The 21,686-nt window shown below is 72.8% G+C and carries 20 protein-coding genes; 14 read left to right on the top strand and 6 right to left on the bottom strand.

Features of this window, described 5'->3' with window-relative positions; all coding sequences use genetic code 11:
• Window positions 1-17: 17 nt before the first annotated feature.
• From WMF42_RS13960 to WMF42_RS13940, 5 genes are all read left to right on the top strand, one after another.
• On the top strand, window positions 18-752 hold the full coding sequence (locus WMF42_RS13960; protein ID WP_061610362.1) for a glutathione S-transferase family protein: 735 nt from the start codon (window positions 18-20) through the stop codon (window positions 750-752).
• Window positions 753-1,255: 503 nt separating this feature from the next.
• Window positions 1,256-2,173, top strand: coding sequence for a hypothetical protein (locus WMF42_RS13955; RefSeq protein WP_437692398.1), 918 nt, complete (start codon window positions 1,256-1,258; stop codon window positions 2,171-2,173).
• A 181-nt stretch (window positions 2,174-2,354) separates the two neighbouring features.
• Window positions 2,355-3,815 carry a serpin family protein gene (locus WMF42_RS13950; RefSeq protein WP_437692396.1) on the top strand — a complete coding sequence of 487 codons (1,461 nt, stop codon included), beginning with the start codon at window positions 2,355-2,357 and terminating at the stop codon, window positions 3,813-3,815.
• 58 nt (window positions 3,816-3,873) lie between these two features.
• The gene (locus WMF42_RS13945) at window positions 3,874-5,052 is read left to right on the top strand and encodes an acyl-CoA dehydrogenase family protein (RefSeq protein WP_437692395.1); all 1,179 of its coding nucleotides are present in this window, start codon (window positions 3,874-3,876) and stop codon (window positions 5,050-5,052) included.
• A 94-nt stretch (window positions 5,053-5,146) separates the two neighbouring features.
• Window positions 5,147-6,199: an LNS2 domain-containing protein gene (locus tag WMF42_RS13940; protein ID WP_437692393.1), complete on the top strand. Its 1,053-nt coding sequence runs from the start codon at window positions 5,147-5,149 to the stop codon at window positions 6,197-6,199.
• A 68-nt stretch (window positions 6,200-6,267) separates the two neighbouring features.
• Here the strand turns inward: WMF42_RS13940 and WMF42_RS13935 are convergent, their stop codons facing one another.
• The gene (locus WMF42_RS13935) at window positions 6,268-7,524 is read right to left on the bottom strand and encodes a vWA domain-containing protein (RefSeq protein ID WP_437692391.1); all 1,257 of its coding nucleotides are present in this window, start codon (window positions 7,522-7,524) and stop codon (window positions 6,268-6,270) included.
• A 294-nt stretch (window positions 7,525-7,818) separates the two neighbouring features.
• On the opposite strand from WMF42_RS13935, the gene WMF42_RS13930 reads away from it, so the two are divergent.
• Entirely contained in the window at window positions 7,819-8,418 is a 600-nt protein-coding gene (locus WMF42_RS13930; protein WP_437692389.1) for an HAD family hydrolase, read from the top strand.
• 54 nt (window positions 8,419-8,472) lie between these two features.
• Here the strand turns inward: WMF42_RS13930 and WMF42_RS13925 are convergent, their stop codons facing one another.
• Window positions 8,473-9,144: a DUF2293 domain-containing protein gene (locus tag WMF42_RS13925; RefSeq protein WP_061610585.1), complete on the bottom strand. Its 672-nt coding sequence runs from the start codon at window positions 9,142-9,144 to the stop codon at window positions 8,473-8,475.
• 182 nt (window positions 9,145-9,326) lie between these two features.
• Here WMF42_RS13925 and WMF42_RS13920 point away from each other — a divergent pair, with 182 nt between their 5' ends.
• Both WMF42_RS13920 and WMF42_RS13915 read left to right on the top strand, forming a co-directional pair.
• Window positions 9,327-9,893, top strand: coding sequence for a class I SAM-dependent methyltransferase (locus WMF42_RS13920; protein WP_061610584.1), 567 nt, complete (start codon window positions 9,327-9,329; stop codon window positions 9,891-9,893).
• A gap of 129 nt (window positions 9,894-10,022) precedes the next feature.
• The gene (locus tag WMF42_RS13915; RefSeq protein WP_061610583.1) at window positions 10,023-10,850 is read left to right on the top strand and encodes a fumarylacetoacetate hydrolase family protein; all 828 of its coding nucleotides are present in this window, start codon (window positions 10,023-10,025) and stop codon (window positions 10,848-10,850) included.
• A gap of 384 nt (window positions 10,851-11,234) precedes the next feature.
• On the opposite strand, the gene WMF42_RS13910 is transcribed toward WMF42_RS13915, so the two are convergent.
• The 3 genes from WMF42_RS13910 to WMF42_RS13900 all read right to left on the bottom strand — a co-directional run bounded on the left by WMF42_RS13910 (window position 11,235) and on the right by WMF42_RS13900 (window position 15,333).
• Window positions 11,235-12,695: a serine/threonine-protein kinase gene (locus WMF42_RS13910; protein WP_437692386.1), complete on the bottom strand. Its 1,461-nt coding sequence runs from the start codon at window positions 12,693-12,695 to the stop codon at window positions 11,235-11,237.
• A gap of 148 nt (window positions 12,696-12,843) precedes the next feature.
• Window positions 12,844-13,707 (bottom strand): hypothetical protein, encoded by an 864-nt coding sequence (locus WMF42_RS13905; protein WP_437692384.1) that lies wholly within the window; start codon window positions 13,705-13,707, stop codon window positions 12,844-12,846.
• Window positions 13,708-13,716: 9 nt separating this feature from the next.
• Window positions 13,717-15,333 carry a hypothetical protein gene (locus tag WMF42_RS13900; RefSeq protein WP_437692382.1) on the bottom strand — a complete coding sequence of 539 codons (1,617 nt, stop codon included), beginning with the start codon at window positions 15,331-15,333 and terminating at the stop codon, window positions 13,717-13,719.
• Window positions 15,334-15,605: 272 nt separating this feature from the next.
• On the opposite strand from WMF42_RS13900, the gene argJ reads away from it, so the two are divergent.
• The 6 genes from argJ to WMF42_RS13870 all read left to right on the top strand — a co-directional run bounded on the left by argJ (window position 15,606) and on the right by WMF42_RS13870 (window position 20,976).
• The gene (argJ, locus tag WMF42_RS13895; protein WP_061610580.1) at window positions 15,606-16,781 is read left to right on the top strand and encodes a bifunctional glutamate N-acetyltransferase/amino-acid acetyltransferase ArgJ; all 1,176 of its coding nucleotides are present in this window, start codon (window positions 15,606-15,608) and stop codon (window positions 16,779-16,781) included.
• 332 nt (window positions 16,782-17,113) lie between these two features.
• Window positions 17,114-17,983: a hypothetical protein gene (locus WMF42_RS13890; RefSeq protein WP_437692380.1), complete on the top strand. Its 870-nt coding sequence runs from the start codon at window positions 17,114-17,116 to the stop codon at window positions 17,981-17,983.
• Window positions 17,984-18,148: 165 nt separating this feature from the next.
• Window positions 18,149-18,745 carry an OmpH family outer membrane protein gene (locus WMF42_RS13885; RefSeq protein ID WP_061610578.1) on the top strand — a complete coding sequence of 199 codons (597 nt, stop codon included), beginning with the start codon at window positions 18,149-18,151 and terminating at the stop codon, window positions 18,743-18,745.
• Window positions 18,746-18,781: 36 nt separating this feature from the next.
• Complete coding sequence (gene fabZ, locus WMF42_RS13880; protein ID WP_081426786.1) at window positions 18,782-19,249, top strand: 3-hydroxyacyl-ACP dehydratase FabZ; 468 nt, start codon at window positions 18,782-18,784, stop codon at window positions 19,247-19,249.
• Between the two features lie 19 nt (window positions 19,250-19,268).
• Entirely contained in the window at window positions 19,269-19,847 is a 579-nt protein-coding gene (locus WMF42_RS13875) for a TlpA family protein disulfide reductase (protein WP_437692378.1), read from the top strand.
• Window positions 19,848-19,875: 28 nt separating this feature from the next.
• The gene (locus tag WMF42_RS13870; protein WP_437692376.1) at window positions 19,876-20,976 is read left to right on the top strand and encodes a dipeptide epimerase; all 1,101 of its coding nucleotides are present in this window, start codon (window positions 19,876-19,878) and stop codon (window positions 20,974-20,976) included.
• Between the two features lie 21 nt (window positions 20,977-20,997).
• On the opposite strand, the gene WMF42_RS13865 is transcribed toward WMF42_RS13870, so the two are convergent.
• Window positions 20,998-21,672 (bottom strand): pseudouridine synthase, encoded by a 675-nt coding sequence (locus WMF42_RS13865; protein ID WP_061605389.1) that lies wholly within the window; start codon window positions 21,670-21,672, stop codon window positions 20,998-21,000.
• Between the last annotated feature and the right edge of the window lie 14 nt (window positions 21,673-21,686).

Raw genomic sequence — 21,686 nt, 5'->3', positions numbered from 1 at the left:
CGTGGTATCGACGAGCGATGACGATCGTCCTCCATCGCTTTCCGATCAGCCACTTCTCCGAGAAGGCCCGAGCGGCGCTCGACTTCAAGGGGCTCGAGTACCGGATCGTGGAGCACCAGCCCGGCCCCGAGCAGATCGCCATCTACCGCCTCTCCGGCCAGCGCAAGCTCCCCGTGATCGAGCACGACGGCACGGTCGTCGCGGACTCCACCGAGATCGCCCTCTACCTCGAGCGCACCTTCCCCGATCGGCGGCGCCTGCTGCCGGAAGACCCCAGCGCGCGGCTCGAGGTGCTCGCCCTCGAGGCGCAGCTCGACGACACGCTCGGCAAAAGCGGGCCGCTCGTCTGGCTGCGCCACGCCGCCCGCGACGAGCGGTACCTCGACGCGCTGGGCGCCGCGACGACGCCGCTCGTCAGCGCCGGGCTCCGCGCCATGGCCGCCGTCGTCCCGATCGCCGAGGCGCGGCTCGGGGCCGTCCAGCGGCGGCTCGACGAGGCGGAGCGCACCCTGCGCGCCACCCTCGCCGACCTCTGCGCCCGGCTCGAGACGTCGAGGTACCTCGTCGGCGACGAGCCGTCGCTCGCCGACATCGCCGCCGTGACCCTCGTGCACCCCTTGAAATTCCCGCCGTCGCGAGGCCTCTTCAGGCCGGCGCTCGCGGGCGCGTCCGTGCACAGCATCGTCGAGCACCCCGACCTCGCCCCCTTCTTCGACTTCCGGGACCGCTTCTACCGCGACCACCTCCAGTGAGCGGCGGCGCGAGCGCCCTCAGCCCTGCGCGCCCGCCTCGGCGATCAGGTGCAAATTGAAGGGCAGGTGCATGCCGGACAGGGCCTGTCCATCGTAGGCCATCAGCCGATCGAACGGCAGATACGCCTCGAGGGTTCGGCGGGTTGTCCCGGAGCTCGCTGTCCTTGATGAGATGGTGAATGGTGTCGAGGATGACCTCGAGACCGGCGGCGCGCGCGTCGCGCACGCGCGCGCCGAGCTCCTCCAGCGTGCCGAAGCGAGGGTCGAGGCGGCGCGCCCGCGGGCAGCCGCGCCGCCTCGGCCGCCGCGCCGGTGGGCAAGCGCGCCGCGCCGCCTCGATCACGGCGCGAGCGCGGGCGCGGCGTTGATCTCTCGCGCCCATGCACATCGGCTTTGCGTAGTGGCTCATCACTACGTTACTGTCTTCCCGCTGCCGTTACGTTGCATGTTGCTTTCACGTTTCATGTTGCTTTCACGCGATGTTGCGCAGAGGAGGCAGTTCAATGATCGAGAACGGTATGGGGAAATGTTGCACGGCGCTCGCTTGCGTCGTGGGGTTGCTCGCGTCCCCGGCCGCCTGGGCCCAGGATCCCGCGCCGCCCCCGGCTGACCCGGGCGCCGCGGCGCCCCCCGCGGAGCCGACAGCGCCGGCGCCCCCGGTGGAGCCGACCGCGGTTGCGCCCACGCCCGCGCCCGCGCCTGCGGGCGACGCGGCGACGGCGGGCACCGCGGCGCCCGTCCCGCCGGCGCAGGGCACCGCCGAGCCGGTCGGCGAGCCGCAGCCCGAGGCGAGCCCGATCGCGAGCTGGTTCCGGTTCGACGCGGACAACTACGGCCTCCAGGTCTGGGCCGGCGCCTCGCACAAGGTCGGCCCGCTCGACATCGCCAGCGACATCTACCTCGCGACGAACGGGTACGCGGAGTTCGACATCGGCCCTGCCTTCACGCTGGGTCCGGTCATCGTCAGTCCGATGGTGGGTATCGGCTTCGACTTCATCAACCACCTGGCGGCCACGCTGGTCGCGCCCCAGCTCTATCTGTACGTCGACGCGAAGCCCGTCTATTTCGAGTCGTGGAACATGATGCAGTTCAACAGCGTCTTCAACGAGGGCACTCAGAACTACTATTATTCGCGGCATTTCCTCCTCTTCTACCCGGTGGACGACTTCGGCCTCGGCCCGCACCTCGAGCTCAACGTCGACCTCAACGAGATCCCCGGCGCCGCGGGCACGCCGGCGGACGACACCGGCCTCTCCAGCCTGCAGATCGGCGGCATCGTCGGCCTGAACTACGGCACGGGGAACAAGCTCCTGATGTATCTCGGCTACGAGACGCAGGAGGAGGGCCGCTACAGCACCGTCACCTTCCAACCGGTCACGGGCAAGCTCGCTGGCCGGTTCACGTTCGTCCACAACTTCTGAGGCGCGCGGACGCGCCTGTCTGCCCGTGAAGGCGCGCCGGGCCCCCTGCCGGCAACACGGGTGCTGCCCTGGACGATCGGGGTCGAGCGCGTGACCCCTGCAGGGCCCCGCCCGTCGCCCGCCCGCATCCGGCAGCCGCAGGACGCTTCCCAGCGTCCCTGCGCGCTGGTACCGAAGCGGCATGGCCCAAAGGTTCCTGATCGCCACCGCGCTGTGCAGCCTCCTCGGACTCGGGTGCCAGGCCCGGAGCCACGTCCCGCCGCCCGCGCCGGACACGGGCGCCGCCGCGTGCCAGCCAGCCGACTGCGGTCCGCTCGCGAAGATCGCCCGCATCTGTGACGACGGCTCGACGGCCGCCCCGCAGTGCGCGCGCGCCGAGGGCGGCGCGTGCGGCTGGGAGCACGTCTGCCCGAGCGCGACGCCGGCCGCCGGGACCGCGGCGCCCGCGCCGGGCCAGCCCGCCCAGCCCGAGGCGCAGCCGCAGGGCGCGCAGCAGCCGGCGGGCGCCCCCTTCGCCGACGCGAACGCGGCGTTCGCGCAGCGGCTCTACGGCAAGCTCGCCGCCACGACGGGCAAGCTCTTCTTCTCGCCGGCGAGCATCTCGACCGCGCTGGCCATGACCTACGCCGGCGCCCGGGGCGAGACGGCGGCCCAGATGGCGAAGACGCTCGAGTTCACCCTGGCGCCCGAGGCGCTCCACCCCGCGTTCGGCGCGCTCGTCAAGGAGCTCACGCAGGCCACCGGCCCCAAGGCGCCCGAGCTCCGGATCGCCAACCGCCTCTGGGGCCAGGCCGGGCTGACGCTCGAGCCCGCGTTCCAGAGCACCACCCAGCAGCACTACGGGGCGGGGATCGAGCTCGTCGACTTCAAGGGCGCGAGCGAGAAGGCGCGCGTGCGCATCAACCAGTGGGTCGAGCAGCAGACGAACGCGAAGATCAAGGACCTGATGCCGCCGAACAGCGTCACCGCGCTCACCCGGCTCGTCCTCACGAACGCCATCTATTTCAAGGGCAAGTGGGCGACCCCCTTCGACAAGAAGGCCACCAAGAACGAGCCGTTCACGGTCAAGCCCGGCGCCGCGCCGGCGGTGCCGATGATGCGCAAGACCCTCCAGGCGAAGCTCGGGCAGGCCGCCGGCGCCGCGGTGCTGGAGCTCGCGTACGAGGCGCAGAACCCCGAGCGCCCCCTGGCGATGGTCATCATCCTGCCCACGCAGGCGGACGGGCTGCCGCAGGTCGAGCAGCGCCTGTCGGCCGGGCAGCTCGAGGGATATATCGACGCGCTCCAGCCGGCGCGGGTCGACGTGGCGCTCCCCCGCTTCAAGATCACCGCGGAGTTCGAGCTCTCGAAGGCCCTGATCGAGCTGGGAATGCCGCTCGCGTTCGACGATGCGAAGGCCGATTTCTCCGGGATCACGCGGGCGGAGCCGCTCTTCATCTCCCAGGTGCGACACAAGGCGTTCGTGGAGGTCAACGAGGAGGGGACCGAGGCCGCCGCGGCCACCGGCGTCGCCATGGCCACGCGGTCGGCCCCGGCGCCGCCGGAGGTGTTCCGCGCGGATCACCCGTTCGCGTTCCTCATCCGCGACGTGGCGACCGGCGCCGTGCTGTTCATGGGCCGCGTGACCGATCCGCGCGGATGAGCCGTCTTGCCGCCCTCGACACGTCCCGATACTCCTCGGTGTCGAGGAGCGAACGACGATGACGAACGAACACGCAGCGAAGGTGCTGCAAGCCGCCCGTGATCTGGCCCCCACCCTCTCGTCCCGGAGCGCGGAGATCGAGGAGGCGCGGCGCCTCCCCGTGGACCTGCTCGATCAGCTCAAGGCCGCGGGTTGCTTCCGGATGTTCTTGCCGAGGAGCCATGGCGGCTTCGAGGTCGACCTGCGCACGGGGATGGACGTCCTGGAGACGCTCGCCTGGGCGGACGGGGCCACCGGCTGGACGGTGATGCTCGGCTCGGAGAGCCCGCTCCTGTTCGCGCTCCTGTCGCGCGAGCGCTTCGACGCCGTCTACTCCGGCGGGCCGGACGTGATCATCGGCGGCGGGTTCAACGCGCAGGGCGAGGCCCACGCGACCGAGGGCGGCTACCGCGTCACCGGGCGCTGGAGCTTCGCGAGCGGCTGCGAGCACGCCGCCTGGCTGTTCGGGAACTGCGTGCTCATGGACGGCGGCCGCCCGCGGACGGGGGCTGCGGGCGATGTCCGCGAAACGCCAGAGATGCGGGGCATGCTGTTCCCCGCGCGCGAGGTGCGCATCCTCGACACATGGTCCGTGCTCGGCCTTCGCGGCACGGGCAGCCACGATATCGCCGTCGAGGGGGCGTTCTGCCCGGCGGAGCACAGCTTCGATATCTTCCAGGGCCAGCCGTCGGTGGCCTGTCCGGGCTTCGTCGCGCCGGTCCTGCACTTCGTGCTTCACATGGGCGCCGTCGCCGTCGGCATCGCCCAGGGCGCGCTCGATGAGACGGTGACGCTCGCGCGATCGGGCAAGAAGCGGCTGTACGCGCGCGCCGGGCTCGCGGACTCGCCCGTCTTCCAGGTGCACCTCGGCCGCGCCGAGACGAGCGTGCGCGCCGCCCGCGCCCTGCTCCGCGACACGGGGGACGAGCTCTGGGACGCGTGCGTCAACAACCCCGGTGCCGCCGCGGCCATGGCGCCGCGGCTCTCGGCCACCCTGGCCTGGGTGACGGAGGTCGCGGCCCGCGCCGTCGACGCCTGCTACCAGGCCGGCGGGGGCGGCGTCGCCCGGAATGCGTCGCCCGTGCAGCGGCGGTTCCGGGATATCCACACGTTCTCTCAGCACGCCGCCGCCGCGGAGGGGTGGTTCGGCCAGGCCGGCGGCGCGCTGCTCGGGCACCCCACCGGCTTCTGGACCTGACCCGGCGCGGCGCCACGGCGCGTGCCGCCCGGGCGCGCGCGGTGACGCGGCCGGTCGCGCGCCCGCGCGCCGCCGCGGTATACGTCGTCTCGCCTTGCGCTCCGCTCCGCCCGCCACGCTCGCCCTCGCCGCCCTGTCGTTCGTCGCTTGCAGCGGAGCCCCGCGCGAGGTCGCCACGCCCGCGCCGCCGCCGGCCAGCGCCGGCGCATGCCCTGCCCGGCCGGCCTGCGACGCGCCGCCGCCGCCCGCCCTGCCGCGCGGGTTCAGGCACACGCGCTCGCGCGACGTGGCGAGCGGGTGGCCGCGCCACCGCGGGCGCGACCTCTTCGTTCGCGCCGACGGACCGCAGTGGGCGATCGCGAAGTTCGCCTACGGGCCGCAGGACGACGACCTCGAGGACGAGGACGTCGAGGCCTATCTCCTGCGCGGCTGCAGCGGCGCCTGGGAGCGGCTCGGCGCCTTCCGGACGAGCGACGACGACCACCTGCACCCGACCACGGAGGGCATCCCGGACACCGGCGGGCGCGTCTATCTCGACCTGACCGCGGGCCGCCGCCTCGAGGTCGGCCGGCACCGCGTGCACCTCGCCGTTGTCGGCGACGGCACGAGCGCCGACCTCTTCATCGAGGTCCTGCCGCCGGACGCGCGCGTCGCCGTCACCGACATCGACGGGACGCTCACGTCCAGCGAGGTCGCCGTTGTCGGCGAGCTCCTCGGCGGCGGCCCGCCGGCCGCCCACCCCGGCGCGGCCGCGGCGATGCACGCGCTCGCCGGCAGCGGGGTTCACCTGTTCTACGTGACAGCGCGCCCCGAGTGGCTCGTGGGGAACACCCGGGTCTGGCTGAGGGAACAGGGCTTCCCGCCAGGCATCCTCCACACAACCATCGGCGTCACCGGCGCTTTCGGCGGGGCGGCGGCCCGCTACAAGACCGTCGAGCTCGATTGGCTCAAGGCGCGCACGGGGATCGTGCCCTTGTTCGGCTTCGGCAACATGCCGAGCGACGTCGCGACCTACACGGCCGCGGGGATCCCCCCCTCTCGGTGCTTTTATTACAAGCTCGACGCCGATCTCCGCGGCGGCGTCGGCCACGACGACTACCGCCGCCTCGTCCCGGCGCTCTTCACCCCGCCCGCGTGCGCGCCGTGAACGAGGGGCGCCTCACCGGCGCGCCGGCGCGGCCCGGTCGAGGGCGCGCCGGCGCGTGAGCGCGCAGCTCACAGCGGGACCTCGATCACGTCCTCGCAGGTGAAGTCGACGCCCAGGGACACCTCGAACTGGGCCTGCACCGCGGCGCACGTGTCGTTGCAGAGCACGATGGCGGTCGGGTTCAACGGCTCGTCGTAGCGCCACGCGCTCTCGGTCGCGCAGGTCTGGTCATAGTCGAGGGTCGTTGCGGTGCTGGTCGCGGCGCTCGTGTACGACACGACGACCTTCTGCTTGTCGAACGTCCTCCCGTCGGGGGCCGGCGGGATCGGGATCGTGCACGAGACCGCGGCGCCGCGGATCGCCTCGATCGCCTCGGTGAACGCGGCCGACGTCGCAGCGGCGTTGCCTGTGTCGAGCATGAACGCCTCCGCCGTGCCGCCCGCCGCCGCGATCTGGTGCAGGTTGGTGAGGCTCGGCGGCGAGCCCTCCCCCGGCGGACTGTCGACCCCGATCACGAACGTCGAGATGTCGCTGGCGAGCGCCGCGCCGACGCGCTCCACGACGGCATCGATCGAGTCCGTGTCGTCGCGGCACTCCTGCGGATAGCCGTCGGTCACGAGCACGATCGCGTATTTCCCGGGGTTCTGCTGGCGCTCCGCCTGGATGAACTCGAAGATGCCATCGATCGCGTACGCCGTCGGCGTGCCGATGCGCCAGCTACGGTCGTCCGGGGGCGTGACGACATCGATCGCCTCGCCGAAGGCCGGAGAGGGGAGCAGCGTCATCGGGACAGCCGGGGTCGTGTACGAGTCGCTCGAGCACATCTCCCGCCGCCCGCCCGGGCCCGGGAAGAACGTGAGCGACGCCTTGAACCCCTCGGACGCGGGATCCAGGAAGAACTGCTTCGTCGCGGCGACGACGGGATCCCACTTGAGCGCCTTGCTGCGCCACTCCACGTCGTTCGACCCCATGCTGGCCGACACGTCGAAGGCGAAGGCGAGATACACCTGCTGGAATCCGGCCTCGGACGTCTTCGTGGCGCACGCGTCGCCGGCGCCCGTCGAGCCGCCCGCGCCGCTCGCGGCGGGATTACCGCCCGGATTCAGATTGCCCCCGTCACCAAAACCGTTGTCGGAAGACCCGCTTCCGCTGCCACTACCACTTCCGCTGCCACTACCGCTTCCGCTGCCACTACCGCTCCCAACCCCGCTCCCAGTGCTGCTCTGAGAGGCGTCGGCGCCGTCCTCGGCGCCCGAGTTCACGCTGCACGCCGCGCCGATCGCGGCGACCAGCGACAGAGCGATGGCCATCGTGGGCAATCTCATGTCCTGACTCCTCTCCAAGCGCGTACCAGCGCCCTGCGCTGGTAACAAAGCAACGCGGCGCGTGAGGCTCCCGGGGGTCGGCCCCAAGCCGGCGCGTGGCGCCGGGACCCTCATGACCAGACCAGGGCGGAGTATAGGCGAGAATGCCGCCCAATGCTCCATAGATACGCTCCAGATCACACGTTGTCTCAGGCGCTCACAGCGCAACTCACCCGTGTGGACGAAATAACCGCTGTGCGCATATGTGACCTACATACTCACATCGGGCGGCGCGGGTGCTAGGCTCCGCCGCGCATGGTCCGCGCTGTCTGTTTCGATCTGATGGATACCGTCCTCTACGACCCCTATCGCGAGGCGCTCGCCGCGGCGATCCGTGCCGTCGCGCCGGCCGAGATCGCCAGGCACCGCGACCCGACGTGCTGGCCCGCGTTCGAGATCGGCGAGATCGACGAGGCCGAGTTCGTCCGCCGGTTCTTTCGTGAGGGCGCCGAGGGCGTCTCGTTCGACATCGAGGCGTTCAACCGGGTGCGCCGCGCGGGATACCGCTTCTTGCCCGGCGTGCGGGACATCGTGGAGGCGCTCGAGGGCCGCGCGCTGCGGTTCGTGGCGAGCAACTACCCCGTGTGGGTCGAGGAGCTGCGCGAGACGTTCGCGCTCGACGTCCTGTTCGAGGGGGTCTATTCGAGCCATCACCTGCGCGTGCGCAAGCCGGCGCGCGAGTTCTTCGACAGGCTCGTGGGCCGCATCGGCGTCGCCGCGGGCGAGTGCCTGTTCGTCGACGATCGCGCGGAGAACTGCGACGCGGCGGCCGCGGTGGGGATGCGCGCGCACCGCTTCGACGGCGCCGCGGCGCTGCGCGAGCGGCTCGTCAGCGAGGGTCTGCTCGAACGCTGAGGCGCCTGGTCGAGCCGCGCCCGGGCGCGCGGGCCGCCGGCGGCGCCCTGGGCGTCAGAGCGCCGCGCAGAGCGGGCACGACGCGCGCGCGTGCGGCGCGTCGCCGCGGTGCAGATCGAGGATGGCCCGCGAGATCTGCGCGAGCTCGCGCCGCACCTCGCGGCGCATCCCCTTCACGCGCGGGATGCTCATCGTGTCGTACGCCGTGGTCTGGTGCCGCATCCAGGCGATCACGGCCGACTCGGCGCGCCGCGCGACAGGGATCCGCTCCGTGCGGGCCACGGTGCCGCTGCCCACGGGGGTCGCGTGCTGCGTCACCTTCACCGCGAGCGCCTGCGCGAGCGCCGCGTAGCGCGGCGAGAACCGGAGGAACGCGGCGACCTCGGCCTCGAACTCGCGCACGTACTCCGCCTGATCGCGCTCCCGCCGCCGGGCGTCCGCCTCGCGCTTCTTCGCGTAGGCGGGCGTGCTCCGCTCGGCGTCGAGCGCCGCGCGGGCGGCCTCGATCGTGGCGGACGGCGCCCAGAGGCCGCGGGAGAACGTCTTGTTCCCGCGCTTCTCGACCACCATCCAGGACGGGCCCGCGAGCTTCACCCGCCGCGTGAGCCCGGCGTCGCCCGGCGGCAGGCACGCCCAGCCTTCGGGCGGCGAGAGCAGCGCGCCGTCGGGCGCGCGGAAGCGGCGGGGATCCGGGGTGGGGGCCAGGGTCAGGCACTCGTCGGGCATGGCAGGCGGCCGGCTTGGTAGGCCAGGTCGTTCTGCGTGTCCAGCCGACGGCGCCGGGCGCTCCGCTGCCGACGCTCGGCGCGGGAGGCTACGCTCGGCGCGCGTCCTCTGCCATCCTGGCCCTCGTCGCGCCGGGCGTCGGGTGAGGCGCGGCGCGCCGCCCGGGCGAGCAGGAGGCCAGCGTGTCGGACGACGATCGCATCAAGTGGGACGCTCGTTACAGCGAGGGGGGCGCCGATCCGGGCGAGCCCTCGGCGGTGCTCACGGCGCTCGACCCGCTGCTCCCCCGGCGCGGGCGCGCGCTCGATCTGGCCGGCGGCGCGGGGCGGCACGCCCTCTGGCTGGCCCGGCGCGGGCTCGACGTGACCCTGGCCGACATCTCCGAGGTCGGGCTCGGCGTCGCGCGGGGCGCCGCGGCCAGGGAGGGGCTCGCGCTGCGCACTGTCGCGCTCGACGTGGAGCGCGATCCGCTGCCGGCGGGGCCCTGGGACCTGATCGTGATCTTCTACTTCCTCGAGCGCCGGCTCGCGGCCTGCGCCGCGGAGCTCGCCCCGGGCGGACACCTCGTCGTCGTGCATCCGACGCTGTCGAACCTGCAGCGGCACCCTCACCCGAGCGCGCGCTGGCTGCTCGAGGACGGCGAGCTCCCCGGCCTGCTCGGCGAGGCGCTCGAGGTGGTCCGCTACGACGAGGGGTGGCTCGAGGAAGGGCGCCACGAGGCCCGCCTCGTCGCGCGACGTCCGGGGTGACGGCGCCTGCGGCCCTGACGTTGTCCGCGACGTGACGGCGTCCGCAGCGCGACCGACGTCGCCCGCGGCGCGGCGGCGCGCGCGGGGCCCGGGCTTGCCGCGACGCGGAGATCGCGCTTTGCTCGCGCCATGCGCTTCGCCCGAATCGTGCCCCCGGAACAGGATCGCCCGGCCTTCTTCGCCCGCCTCGAGGGCGCGGCCGCGCTCGTCTACGACGAGCCCCCCTGGCTCGGCGGCAAGGCCACGGGAGAGGCCGTGGCGTGGACGGATGTCGACCTCGTCTGCCCCGTGCTCCCCACGAAGATCGTCTGCATCGGGCGCAACTACGCGGCGCACGCGCAGGAGCTCGGGAACGACGTCCCTGTCGAGCCGATGCTCTTCCTCAAGCCGCCCTCGGCGCTCATCGGCCCCGGCGAGTCGATCGTGCTCCCGCCGGAGAGCCACCGGGTCGAGCACGAGGCCGAGCTCGGCGTGATCATCGGCCGCCGCTGCAAGGCCGTTCGACCGGAGGAGGCGCTCGATCACGTGTTCGGTTACACGTGCCTCGGCGACATCACCGCGCGGGATCTGCAGCGGAAGGACGTGCAGTTCACGCGGGGCAAAGGGTTCGACACGTTCTGCCCGGTGGGGCCGTGGATCGAGACGGAGCTCGACCCGGCCGAGCTCCGCGTGCGGGCGCTCGTGAACACGCAGGTGCGGCAGGACGGGATGACGGCGCAGATGCTCTGGGGCGTGCCCGCGCTGGTCGCCTACATCAGCCGGGTGATGACCCTCGAGCCCGGCGACCTCATCGCGACGGGGACGCCCCAGGGCGTCGGGCCGCTCGCGCCCGGCGACGAGCTCGTCATCGACATCGGCGGCGCCACGCCCGCGGCGCGAGGCATCGGCGCGCTGCGCGTCTCCGTCGCGGCGCCTGCGCCGGCATCGGCGCAGGGCAACGGCCCCAGCGCGCACTGAGGCGCCGCGCGCGCCGGAGCCGGCGTTCCCCGGTGAGGCCTGATCGCCTCAGCCGCCCGCCCGCGCCTGCGGTGTCCTGACATCGCGCCAGCGCCGTTCCCGCCGCCTCTCACGGCCCGATCCGTCGCCCTGGCGCGCCGGCGCGCCCGCTGCCCGGCGTGGCAGGCCCTGTGCACTGCCCCGCAGGCGAACGCATTCCCATCCCCCACCCATCGCTGCGGCCGCCGCGGCGCCCCGTCGCGGGGCGCCGCGCGCGCCGCAGCAGATTTCGAGGTCACGATGACGACTTCCGAGAGCTACCGTCGATGGCACCCCATGGCCCTGCTCGCCTTCGGCGCGGGCGCCGGCGCGCCGGGGCCCGGCGCCGCCGCGCCGGACGCGAGCTCAGAGCGACGGCCCGTCCCGGAGCACGATGGTCACGTGCGACAGCCCGGTCCCGGCGAGGAGCATCGCCTTGACGAGGAACTCGACCATGGTGTCGAGGCACTCGGCGGGTGAGAAGCCCGCCCTCCCCGCCCCGAGCAGGGGCAGCGCCATGCTCCGGAGCTTCATCGTGTCCGCGTGGTAGAAGCACCCTTCGAGGAGCCGCAGGATGAGATCGCGCGTCGGGCGGTAGGTCGCCACGTGGTCCCAGTCGAGCGTGATCGCGTGGAACACGAACCGCGCGCTCAGCCGGCCGGCGGACGTGACCACCACCCCGCCGTGCCGCACGGGCACGTATTTGCGCGTCTCCATGTGGCAGACGCCGCCGCTCCCGTGGTTCAGGGCCAGCGCCACGCCGGCCGACATGGTGAGCTGCCCGTCGTCCGCGCTCACGAGCGCGTCGGCGGACACGCCCGCGATGTTCGCGCGCACGATCGCCAGCGTCCGGTCCCCGTGGAACTGGAACGATGTCACCGGCCCGGGAGGGCCGCCCGCGAGGAGGACGGGGCGGACGCGCTGGTACTGGTCCAGGTACGTGCGCAGCGTCAGATCGTGCGGATCCCCCCAGCGCGTGCTCTGCGCGCCCACGAGCGCGGCCTCGATCTCCTCGAACGACTGGAACCGGTCCTTCGGGTCCTTGGCCAGGCAGCGCTCCAGCACGGCCTGCACGTCCTCGTCGAGCTCGGGCCGCAGCGCCCGCGGCCGGGCCGGGATGTCCTGACGGTGCGCGAGCAGCAGCGGGAGCAGCTCCTGCTCCTCGAACGGCCGCTGCCCGGTGGCCGCGTGGTAAAAAGAAGCGCCGTAGCTGTAAATATCCGCCCGCGTGTCGCTCTCCTGCGGGCTCCAGGCCTGCTCGGGGGCCATGTAGTACGGCGTGCCGAGCACGGTCCCCATGGCCGTGAGGGGCTGCTCGCGGAGGGCCGAAGGGCCCGTCGTGGCCGTCAGGCGCGCGAGGCCGAAGTCCGCGACCTTCAGCTCCCCGGACGGTGCGATCAGCATGTTGGACGGCTTGAGGTCGCGGTGCATCACCCCGAGCTCCGTCGCGGCGGCCATCCCGCGCGCCGCGTGGAGCATGTAGCGCCGCAGGTCGTCGAGCGGCAGCGGCCCGCTCTGGAGCCGCGCGGCGAGCGACGGGCCGCCCACGTACTCCATGACCATGAACGGCGACCGGCTCGAGAGGAAGCCGAAGTCATAACAGCCCACCACGTGCGGCGACTTGATGAGCGCCGAGATGCGCGCCTCGCGCAGCATCCGCTCCCCCGCGTTGGGGTCCGCGTGCCCGGTGAGCACCTTGATCGCCACGACCCGCGCGAGCGCGAGGTGGCGCGCGCGGAAGACGGCGCCCATCGAGCCCACGCCGAGCAGCCCCTCCACGCTGTACCGGCCAGCGAGCTCCCTGCCCAGCGTCGACGCGTCGATCATGAACGAACCTTCATGTCCACCCTCGAGGATGTTCGGAACCCCGCGCGCCGCGGTCAAGGGGCACGGCGCGCCGCGCGCGAGAAGAGCGCGGCCCTGGTGGTCCCCGGCGTCCTCGATCGCCGCCGATCGCGCCTCCTCCGTCGTCCGTTCATCCCCCGCCGCGCGTCCTCGCCCGGCACGCCCGGACGAAGCCAAGCTCGCTCTGCCCTGCCTCGATCCTGTCGATCCACCAGGCGAGCCCCGGGTACCTCGTCCGGATGATCTCCGCCTGCTCCTCGAAGCCCGCCGCGTCTCCCCGCGCGGCGTGGAGCTCGGCGCGCAGCGCGTGCGCCTCCGGCGCGTAGACGCCGTCGAGGACGTCGAGCAGGGCCGGATCCACGTCGCAGAGCGAATCCGGACCGTACATCAGGGTACGCAGAATGCGGTTGAAGCGCAGCGGATCGCCCGGCTCGACGCGGTCCGCGACCGGCGCGGCGCCGTCCGGAGGGAGGCTCGTCCAGCGGCCCCATGAGCCGAAGCGGGCGATCTCGGGCGCGAGCCGCTGCAGCTCCTTCCGCTCTTCGGGGCTCGGCGCCGCGAGCTCGATCGTCACCGGCGGGCTCTCCACGCGATCCGGCGGCGCCGCGTAGATGATCGCCAGCGCGTAGCTCCCGGGCTCGATCCCCGCGGGCAGGTACGACGACACGTCGATGAGCATGCGCCGGCACGCGCCCGGATCGAGGAGGAACACCGGCGTGCCGAGCTCGCGGATCACGATCGGCGAGGGCTCGATGCTGACGACCTCCTCGCCGGTGCCCGCCCGCGCGAGGCGGACGCCGATCGCGCCGGCGTTGCCCGCCCAGCTCGCGCGCGGCAGCCGCCGGATGCAGGCCCCGGGTCGATCGGCGCACACGGTGATGGCCACGTGCAGCGGAAAGCCGAGCACGTAGCGGCGATCGTGATCGATCGAGCGCAGCGCCAGGCCGGGCGGGCCGGCCGGCGTCGTCTCTTCCCGCGCGTGGTCATCTGACATGACAGCCCCTCACCTCCATCGGAGTCCCCTGTTGTTCTCCAGGCGCACGCGTCGGGTCTCCTTCACGTGGCGCCCGCACAGGTCGGTGCCGACCCGATCGGCGGTCCCCGGGATGAGCTGCTGATCGGCGTCGATCATCCAGTGGGATCGATAGTTCATGCAGCACGTGGTCCGGCGCGGCGTCCGGTAATCGAAGTAGCCGCACTTGTGCGGCATCCCGAACGCGTGCGTGAGCTCGTGAACGATTGTGTGGAGCGTGCGCTGCTCGAAGCCGGGCCGCGGCTCCGCGAGCCCCGGATCCCACCACGCCCGGTGCTGGGTGAAGATGATGGTCCTGCCCGCGAAGTACCTCGCCGGCCCGACGTCGATCGTGGGGCTCATGCCGGCGGCGTAGGCGGCGCCCGGGCCTCGCACGTCGGCCTGGACGCGCGCGGGGATACCGTAGCCCGGGGGCTCCCACGCCGCGCCCCTGCGGCGGGCGCGAGGGAAGAAGAAGAGGCGGTCCCTGTACGCGTGCGCCACGGACCCGTCGCCCGCGGTGAACTCGCTCTGGATGTCGTGCGGCTCGAGCCAGAGCCGCGTCCGCGGCGGGTCCGCGAGGACGGTCGCGATCGCGACCGAGAAGCTGATCTGCTCGCCGTCCCAGCCAAATGTGACGTAGCTCGCGTCCTGGTGCTCTCCCGGGATCTCCACGTACTCCATGCGCCGCTCTCCCTCGCCGCCGGCCCGGATCGTGACCATCCCGGTGAACAGCAGCGCGCCCCGGACCTGGGGCACGGGGTGCGGCTCGAGCGCGGCGATCAGGCAGAACCAGCCCGGCTCCCCGGCGCGGGAGAAGACCTCGCTCACGAACCGGGAGGCGGTCTCGCCGAGCGTGCCCGCGTCGAGCGCGAGGTGCTGTCGATCCTGGATCACCCGCTCTTCGGTGAAGTCGAGCTGCGTGAAGACCGGCTCGAAGTGCGCCGGCACCTGCTCCACGGCCAGCGGATGGGCGCTCTCCATCCGGATGTACTCGACGTCGATCCTGCGCCAGAGCGTCATGATCCCCGTCTCGTCTGCGGCCGACCCGGCGAGGCCCTCGGCCTCGAGCTCGGCGCGGACGATCAGGTTGTCTCCGGCGATGTCGGTCATGTGGCGCCGGATCTTGCTCCTCATTCCCTCGATCGCCGTGCTCGCGCTGGTCTCCGTCGCGTCGAGCAGCGAATAGCCCTCCACCTCTTCCCAGTCAGGGCTCGTGTCCGGCGTCCCCTCGTTGTCGTCTTTGGCCGGCCCCACATAGTTTTCCGCGGCGTCAAAGTCGTTCTCATCAATCGTGGGGGCCCAGTCCGGGTGCACCTCCGGCCTTTCGTTGAACGGGTCGTCGGGATCTCGCGCGCTCCAGCGGATCCGCGCGCCTTCCGGGAGCTCGCCCTCGGGGCTCGTCACCTCGACTGTGATCTCGATGAGCTGCGTATTCCTTGCCCACTGCCCGTCGAGATCTCGGTTGATGTAGACGCGCCCCTGGTCGTCGAGGCTCGTGTAGCCGGGGTTGTATCCAGCGGCCCGGGTCTCCCCCGGCGGGGCCGAGCTGTCCGGAAAGCCCGGCTGATACAGGCCCTTGATGTCGATGATCCGGACGGCGCTCATCGGAGCGAAGCATTGCAAATGCCGCGCTCAGCCCGGCCGTCTCCGGAGCCTCATCCGCCGCGGCGAGATCTGGAATGAGCAGCGGAGTGATCCCTGGAAGCGCGGGAGTCGCGCGCCAGGGCGGCGATCCGGGCGTCGAGCGCTCGCGCGCGTGGTGGGCTTTCGTCTCGCGCTCGACGCCGCGCGGCGTCGCGGACGCGCCGCCAGCGCGCCGCCAACACACCGTTGCCGCTTTCTCCCCACGCCCGTTCGTGCATAGACTCCGCGCCCTCATGAGCTTCGAGCCAGTTGCAGGGTTTCGATTCGGCGCCGTCAGCGCCGGGATCCGGAAAGACGGGCGCATCGACGTCGCGCTCGCGGTCGCCGATCAGCCGGCCGTGGTGGCCGGCATGTTCACGAGGAACCTGGTGCGCGCCGCGCCCGTGGACATCGCCATGCAGCGCGTCCGGTCCGGGCGCGCCCGCGCCGTCGTCGTCAACAGCGGATGCGCCAACGCCTGCACGGGCGAGGCCGGCTGGAAGGCGGCGCTCGACACCACGCGCGCGATCGCCCAGGCCATCGGCGCCTCGGAGGACGAGGTCCTCCCCGCCTCGACCGGCGTCATCGGCGCCGTCCTGCCGGCGCACCGGATCGTCGAGCGGGTCCCCGAGCTCTCGGCGCGCCTGTCGCCCGAGGGCTACCTCGATTTCGCCCAGGCGATCTGCACGACCGACCGCTGGCCGAAGCTCTCGCAGCGCAAGCTGGGCGCGGGCGCCACGCTGCTCGGCATCGGCAAGGGCGCGGGCATGATCCACCCCGACGTGGGGCCTCCGCACGCGACGATGCTCGTCTTCCTGTTCACCGACGCCGTGATCGATCCCGGCGAGGCGAGCCTGGCGCTGTCCGCCTCGTGCGACGTGACGTTCAACGCGTGCAGCGTCGACGGGGACACCAGCACCAACGACACGGTGATCCTCCTGTCCTCCGGCGCCTCCCAGCGCCGCGTCTCGCGCGACGAGCTCTCGACCGGCCTCATCGAGGTCTGCGGCGAGCTCGCGCGCTCGATGGTGGCCGACGGTGAGGGGAGCACGCACGTCGCCGAGATCCGCGTCCGCGGGCTCTCGACGCGCGAGGCCGCGCGCGACGTGGCGCGCACGGTGGCCACGTCGATGCTCGTGAAGACCGCGCTGTTCGGCAAGGACGCGAACTGGGGGAGGCTGCTCGCCGCCGCGGGGCGCGCTGGCGTCCCGTTCGACCCCTCCCAGTCCCAGATCCTCGTCGGCGGCATCCCGATCGTGCGGAACGGCGGGCCCATCGGGGCGGACGCAGAGCGCCAGGCGAACGAGGTGCTCGCGCGTGACACCTACGTCATCGAGCTCGTGCTCGGCAGCGGCCCCGGCGACTTCTCCTATCTCACGAGCGATCTCGGGCACGGCTACGTCGACGTGAACGCCGGATACCGCTCGTGATCCCCGCGCTGCGAACGACCGGGCCGCTCGCAGCGGGCGCACACGCGCCTTCGCCCTGACCGGAAGCGCCTGCTGCGCCCAGCAGCCGCCAGCAGGGCGCCTGCCGGGCCGGAGCGCCGGCCGTCTTCCTCCTCACGCTGCGCTCCCCCACGCCCGCGGGCCAGTGAACCTCGCGCGACCAGCGCAGGTGAACGCAGGTTCACAGCGCGAACGGCCGGTCCGGCTTCCCGGCCATCCTCTCCCGCCGGCCCATGGCACGCTGCGTGTTAGCGCCCGGCATGGTAGTCGTGCGGGAGGGCCGCGCCGGTGCCGGCCGCCGCTGGAGGACTTCGATGCTTCTTCATTCCCCCCTTGCGAAGATCCTGGGTCGAGGCGCGCTGTTTCTGGGTATCGCCGCGACCGCGGCGGGCTGCGGCGGCTGCGGTGACGCCTCGCTCCAGTGCGACAGCGACGGCGAGAACTGCCTTCTCTGCGACGGCTACGGCTGTCGCCCTGCGGTGCCCGACGTCGCCGGCGGCGCGGGCCAGGGCGGCGCGGGCCAGGCCCCCGCGGGCCAGGGCGGCGCGGGCCAGGGCGGCGCGGGCGGCGACGAGGCCGCCTGCGACGCGGAGCTCACCACGTGCCCCTGCGACGGCGACGAGGCGTGCGACGACGGCACGCGCTGCGTCGACGGGCTCTGCATCGCCGCGTGCGAGTTCAGCTACCAGTGCGGCGCCGGCCGGGTGTGCGTGAATGGCGAGTGCGCGGAGGGCTGCTCCGACAGCGTCCCCTGCGCCGAGCCCGGCACCCGCTGCGACCGCGGGGTCTGCGTCCCCGACCCCGAGAACCCCGCGTGCGGCGACGCGGCGCCGTGCGAGGGCAGCGCGATCTGCGTCGATGGCGCCTGCACCACCGGCTGCGCGACGCACGCGGACTGCGCGGACGGCGAGGTCTGCAATGCGGTGACCGGCGCGTGCATGCCCGACCCCTCGCCGCAGCCCGGCTGCGGCGGCACGGCCTGCGCGGCCCAGGGCCAGGAGTGCATGGAGGACGGCTACTGTCATTACCCGTGCGCCAGCGAGCAGGCATGCCGGCTCATCGACAGCCGCTTCATCCGCTGCGAGGACGGCGTCTGCAAGACGCGGGAGGAGGTCGCGCCGGAGTGCACGCTCGACGCGCCCTGCCCCGACGGCAAAGACTGCATCTCGGGCGAGTGCCTCTGATCCACGGCTGCTGACCAGGGCCGCTCGCGCCGCTCGCCCGCCGCGACGCTCGCCGCAGGAGGTGAGAGGGGCCGTCCTCGGCGCCCCCTCCTCACCACCTTCCGCTTCCGTGGTCCTTGTCCCGCACACCTTGACCGTCCGTCACGCGGCGGGTAATCGCCTCGGATGGTCGCCCGCTCCCCTGTGCATCGGCCCGCGCCGCCCCTCGCCCGGATCGCCCGCGCCGCCGTCGTGTCGCTCGCCCTCGTCGCGCCGGGCGTCGCCGCCGCCGAGACCCGGATCGCCGTGGTCGACGTGCAGCACGCCGTGATGCAGACCGAGGACGGCATCCGCGCGCAGGCCACCCTGAAGAAGCTCTTCGACCGGCGCCAGCAGGAGCTCGACGCGAAGCAGACGGAGCTCCAGCGGGCGCGCGAGGACATCGAGAAGCAGTCGCGCGTGCTCTCGCGCGAGTCGCTGCAGAAGCGGATGGAGGACTGGCAGCGCCAGATGGTCGAGCTCCAGACCGTGTTCGTCGACTACAACAAGGAGCTGCAGAAGAAGCAGGGCGAGCTCACCGGGCCCATCATCAAGAAGATGATGATCATCGTCGCCCGGATCGCGAAGAAGGCAAGCTACGAGGTCATCCTCGACAAGCAGGCGGCCCCGTACGTCCGCGCCGACCTCGATCTCACCGAGCAGATCATCCAGCTCTACAACACCGGCGGGGGCGAGGACGAAGCGGGCGGCGACAAGGCCGAGAACAAGGACGCGCCGAAGTAGCGCGCCGCGCGCTCGACGCCGTGAAAGGAGTCGGCCTTGCCTGACCGTACCCAGGAGCCCGTCACGCTCGACATCCATCAGATCCTGTCGATCTTGCCGCACCGTTACCCGCTCGTGATGGTCGACCGGGTGACGCAGGTCACCGCCAACAAGAGCATCCGCGGCTACAAGTGCGTCGCCTACAACGAGCCCTGGTTCCAGGGGCATTTTCCCCAGCGGCCGATCATGCCCGGGGTGCTGATCCTGGAGTCGCTCACGCAGCTCGGCGGCATCCTCGCCTATGCGTCCGACCCGTTCGACGCGACGTCGAACCTCATGTTCTTCCTCGGCATCGACAAGGCGAAGTTCCGCCACACCGTGACGCCCGGCGACCGGCTCGACCTCTACGTCGAGGTGGTTCACCACCGCTCGAACGTCTGGAAGCTGCGCGGGGAGGCGAGCGTCGACGGGACGCTCTGCGCCGAGGGGGAGATGCTCGCGTCCATCGTCGATCGCGAGCCCTGACAGAGAGGAAGTTCTCGCCATGAGCCGGAGCCCGTCACCGCCGTTCGCCCGCATCGCCGCCGTCCTTTGCGCCTCGCTCGCCCTCTCGCCAGCGGCCGGCTGCGGCGGCGCCCCGCCTGCCGCCCTGGCGCCTGTCGTCGGCGGCGGCCTCATCGGCGCCGCGGCGCCCGAGCTCGCCGCCGAGGTCGTGAGCGGCGAAGGGCCCGCCACGCTCGGCGAGGCGCGCGGCAAGGTGGTGATCGTCGATTTCTGGGCGACCTACTGCCACCCCTGCCGGAAGTCGTTCCCCGGGTACCAGAAGATCGTCGACCGCTTCGGCGCCGACGTCGCCGTGATCGCCGTCGCGCTCGACGCCCCCGAGGACGTCTCGAAGGAGCAGCTCGTGGCGTTCGCGAACGAGGCCGAGGTCAGGTTCAGGATCCTCTGGGACAAGGACCAGAGCGCGGTGAAAAAATACAACCCGCCGAGAATGCCGACCGCTTACATCGTCGATCGGAGCGGCGTCGTACGGCACGTCCACGCGGGCTACGAGGACGGCGAGGAGGCGAGGATCTCCCGCGAGATCGAGGCGCTGCTCGGCCCGGCCTCCTCTCCTTGAGGCCGGTGAGAAGGCGGCGGTTGCCCTCATGTCCCCTACCCTGATCCGGCGCGTCTCGGTCGAGGCGCTCGACATCCCGCTGCACGAGCCGTTCGGCATCGCCGGCGGCGCGCAGGAGCGCGCGGAGAACCTCCTCGTCACCGTGGAGCTCGCCGACGGGACGCTCGGCTTCGGCGAGGCGGCGCCGCTGCCGGCCTTCAACGGCGAGACGCAGGAGGCGTCGCGCGCCGCCGCCCTCTCGCTGCGCGGCGCCGCGGAGGGCGCGGACGCGCGCGCGTGGCGCGCGATCGCGGGCGCGCTCCGGGCGGCGGCGGGCGGCGGCGCGGGCGCTGCGCGCTGCGCGATCGAGACGGCGGTCCTCGACGCGCTCACGAGGCGCGCGGGCATGCCGCTCTGGGCCTTCTTCGGCGGCGCCGGGACGGCGCTCACGACCGACATCACGATCACCACCGGCTCGCCGGAGCGCGCGGAGGAGGCCGCGCGGCGCGCGTCGGCCATGGGCTTCCGCGTCCTCAAGGTGAAGGTCGGCGGCCGCCTCGCCGCGTCGGACCCGGCGCGCATCGAGGCGATCCACGCGGCCGCGCCGGGCGCGTCGCTGATCCTCGACGGCAACGGCGGGCTCACGGCCGGCGAGGCGGTCGCGCTCGTCGCGCACGCGCGCCGGCTCGGCGCGGACGTCGCGCTCCTGGAGCAGCCGGTGCCGCGCGACGACTGGGAGGGCATGAAGGAGGTCACGCGGCGCGCCGGCGTCGACGTGGCCGCCGACGAGAGCGCCACGTGCGCGGAGGACGTCCTCCGCATCGCGGCGGAGCGCGCGGCGACCGTCGTCAACATCAAGCTGATGAAGGGCGGCATCGCCGAGGCGCTCGACATCGCGGCGGTCGCCCGCGCGGCGGGGCTGCGGCTCATGATCGGCGGGATGGTCGAGTCGGTGCTCGCGATGACGACGTCGGCGTGCTTCGCCGCCGGCCTGGGCGGGTTCTCGTTCGTCGATCTCGACACGCCGATGTTCCTCGCCGAGAACCCCTTCGACGGCGGCTTCACCCAGGCGGGACCGGCGCTCTCGCTCGACGCGATCGCCGCGGGGCACGGCGTCGCCCCGAAGCGGCGCGCGCCAGAGGCCGAGTAGCGCGCCGATCCTGGGCCGGCCTCAGGCCGCGGGCGCCGCGCCGATCCACGCCGGCACGCCGAGCTGGTCGAACGGGCCGCGCAGGTCGTCGGGCAGCGGCGCGGCGAGGCGCAGCGGGGCGCCCGTCTCGGGGTGGGCGACGGCGAGCTCGGCCGCGTGGAGCGCGAGGCGGTGCAGCGCGTAGCGCTCGCGGAAGAGGCGGTTGTGCTCGCCCTTGCCGTAGTTCACATCGCCGATGATCGGGTGGCTGATGTGCTTGAGGTGCCTGCGCACCTGGTGCAGGCGGCCCGTGCGCGGCCGCGCCTCGACGACGGCGTAGCGCTCGAGCGCGTGGAGGCGCTCGAACTCGGTGACGGCCGGCACGCGCGGGCCGCCCTCGCGCCGCGGGATCGGGTGATCGATGCACCCGCGCTCCGGGGGCACGCCGCGGACGAGCGCCAGGTAGCGCTTCCGCGCGAGGCCCTGCTCGAACTGCGCGCAGAGCAGCGCCGCCGCGGCGGCGTCGAGCGCGACGAGCAGCACGCCGCTCGTGGCCCTGTCGAGGCGGTGCACCGGGTAGACCTTCCGGCCGAGCGCGCGCTCGGCGAGATCGACGAACACGACAGGCGCGTCGCCCCAGCCGCGGTGCACGAGCAGCCCGGACGGCTTCGCGAAGGCCGCGACGCGGTCGTCGAGGTGGAGCAGGGGGAGCTGCATCGCGCGGGCCGCGC

Origin of the sequence: Sorangium sp. So ce176 (genome assembly GCF_051519835.1) — a bacterium.
Lineage (GTDB): Bacteria > Myxococcota_A > Polyangia > Polyangiales > Polyangiaceae > Sorangium > Sorangium cellulosum_G.
This window is presented reverse-complemented; position numbering and strand designations above follow the sequence as displayed.

Coding starts and splice junctions, on each gene's coding strand:
- WMF42_RS13870 (WP_437692376.1), top strand. CDS start 19,876: ATGTCCCCTACCCTGATCCGGCGCGTCTCGGTCGAGGCGCTCGACATC.
- WMF42_RS13950 (WP_437692396.1), top strand. CDS start 2,355: ATGGCCCAAAGGTTCCTGATCGCCACCGCGCTGTGCAGCCTCCTCGGA.
- argJ (WP_061610580.1), top strand. CDS start 15,606: ATGAGCTTCGAGCCAGTTGCAGGGTTTCGATTCGGCGCCGTCAGCGCC.
- WMF42_RS13885 (WP_061610578.1), top strand. CDS start 18,149: ATGGTCGCCCGCTCCCCTGTGCATCGGCCCGCGCCGCCCCTCGCCCGG.
- WMF42_RS13960 (WP_061610362.1), top strand. CDS start 18: ATGACGATCGTCCTCCATCGCTTTCCGATCAGCCACTTCTCCGAGAAG.
- WMF42_RS13910 (WP_437692386.1), bottom strand. CDS start 12,695: ATGATCGACGCGTCGACGCTGGGCAGGGAGCTCGCTGGCCGGTACAGC.
- WMF42_RS13930 (WP_437692389.1), top strand. CDS start 7,819: ATGGTCCGCGCTGTCTGTTTCGATCTGATGGATACCGTCCTCTACGAC.
- WMF42_RS13935 (WP_437692391.1), bottom strand. CDS start 7,524: ATGAGATTGCCCACGATGGCCATCGCTCTGTCGCTGGTCGCCGCGATC.
- WMF42_RS13945 (WP_437692395.1), top strand. CDS start 3,874: ATGACGAACGAACACGCAGCGAAGGTGCTGCAAGCCGCCCGTGATCTG.
- WMF42_RS13955 (WP_437692398.1), top strand. CDS start 1,256: ATGATCGAGAACGGTATGGGGAAATGTTGCACGGCGCTCGCTTGCGTC.
- WMF42_RS13865 (WP_061605389.1), bottom strand. CDS start 21,672: ATGCAGCTCCCCCTGCTCCACCTCGACGACCGCGTCGCGGCCTTCGCG.
- WMF42_RS13915 (WP_061610583.1), top strand. CDS start 10,023: ATGCGCTTCGCCCGAATCGTGCCCCCGGAACAGGATCGCCCGGCCTTC.
- WMF42_RS13875 (WP_437692378.1), top strand. CDS start 19,269: ATGAGCCGGAGCCCGTCACCGCCGTTCGCCCGCATCGCCGCCGTCCTT.
- WMF42_RS13905 (WP_437692384.1), bottom strand. CDS start 13,707: ATGTCAGATGACCACGCGCGGGAAGAGACGACGCCGGCCGGCCCGCCC.
- WMF42_RS13925 (WP_061610585.1), bottom strand. CDS start 9,144: ATGCCCGACGAGTGCCTGACCCTGGCCCCCACCCCGGATCCCCGCCGC.
- WMF42_RS13900 (WP_437692382.1), bottom strand. CDS start 15,333: ATGAGCGCCGTCCGGATCATCGACATCAAGGGCCTGTATCAGCCGGGC.
- WMF42_RS13890 (WP_437692380.1), top strand. CDS start 17,114: ATGCTTCTTCATTCCCCCCTTGCGAAGATCCTGGGTCGAGGCGCGCTG.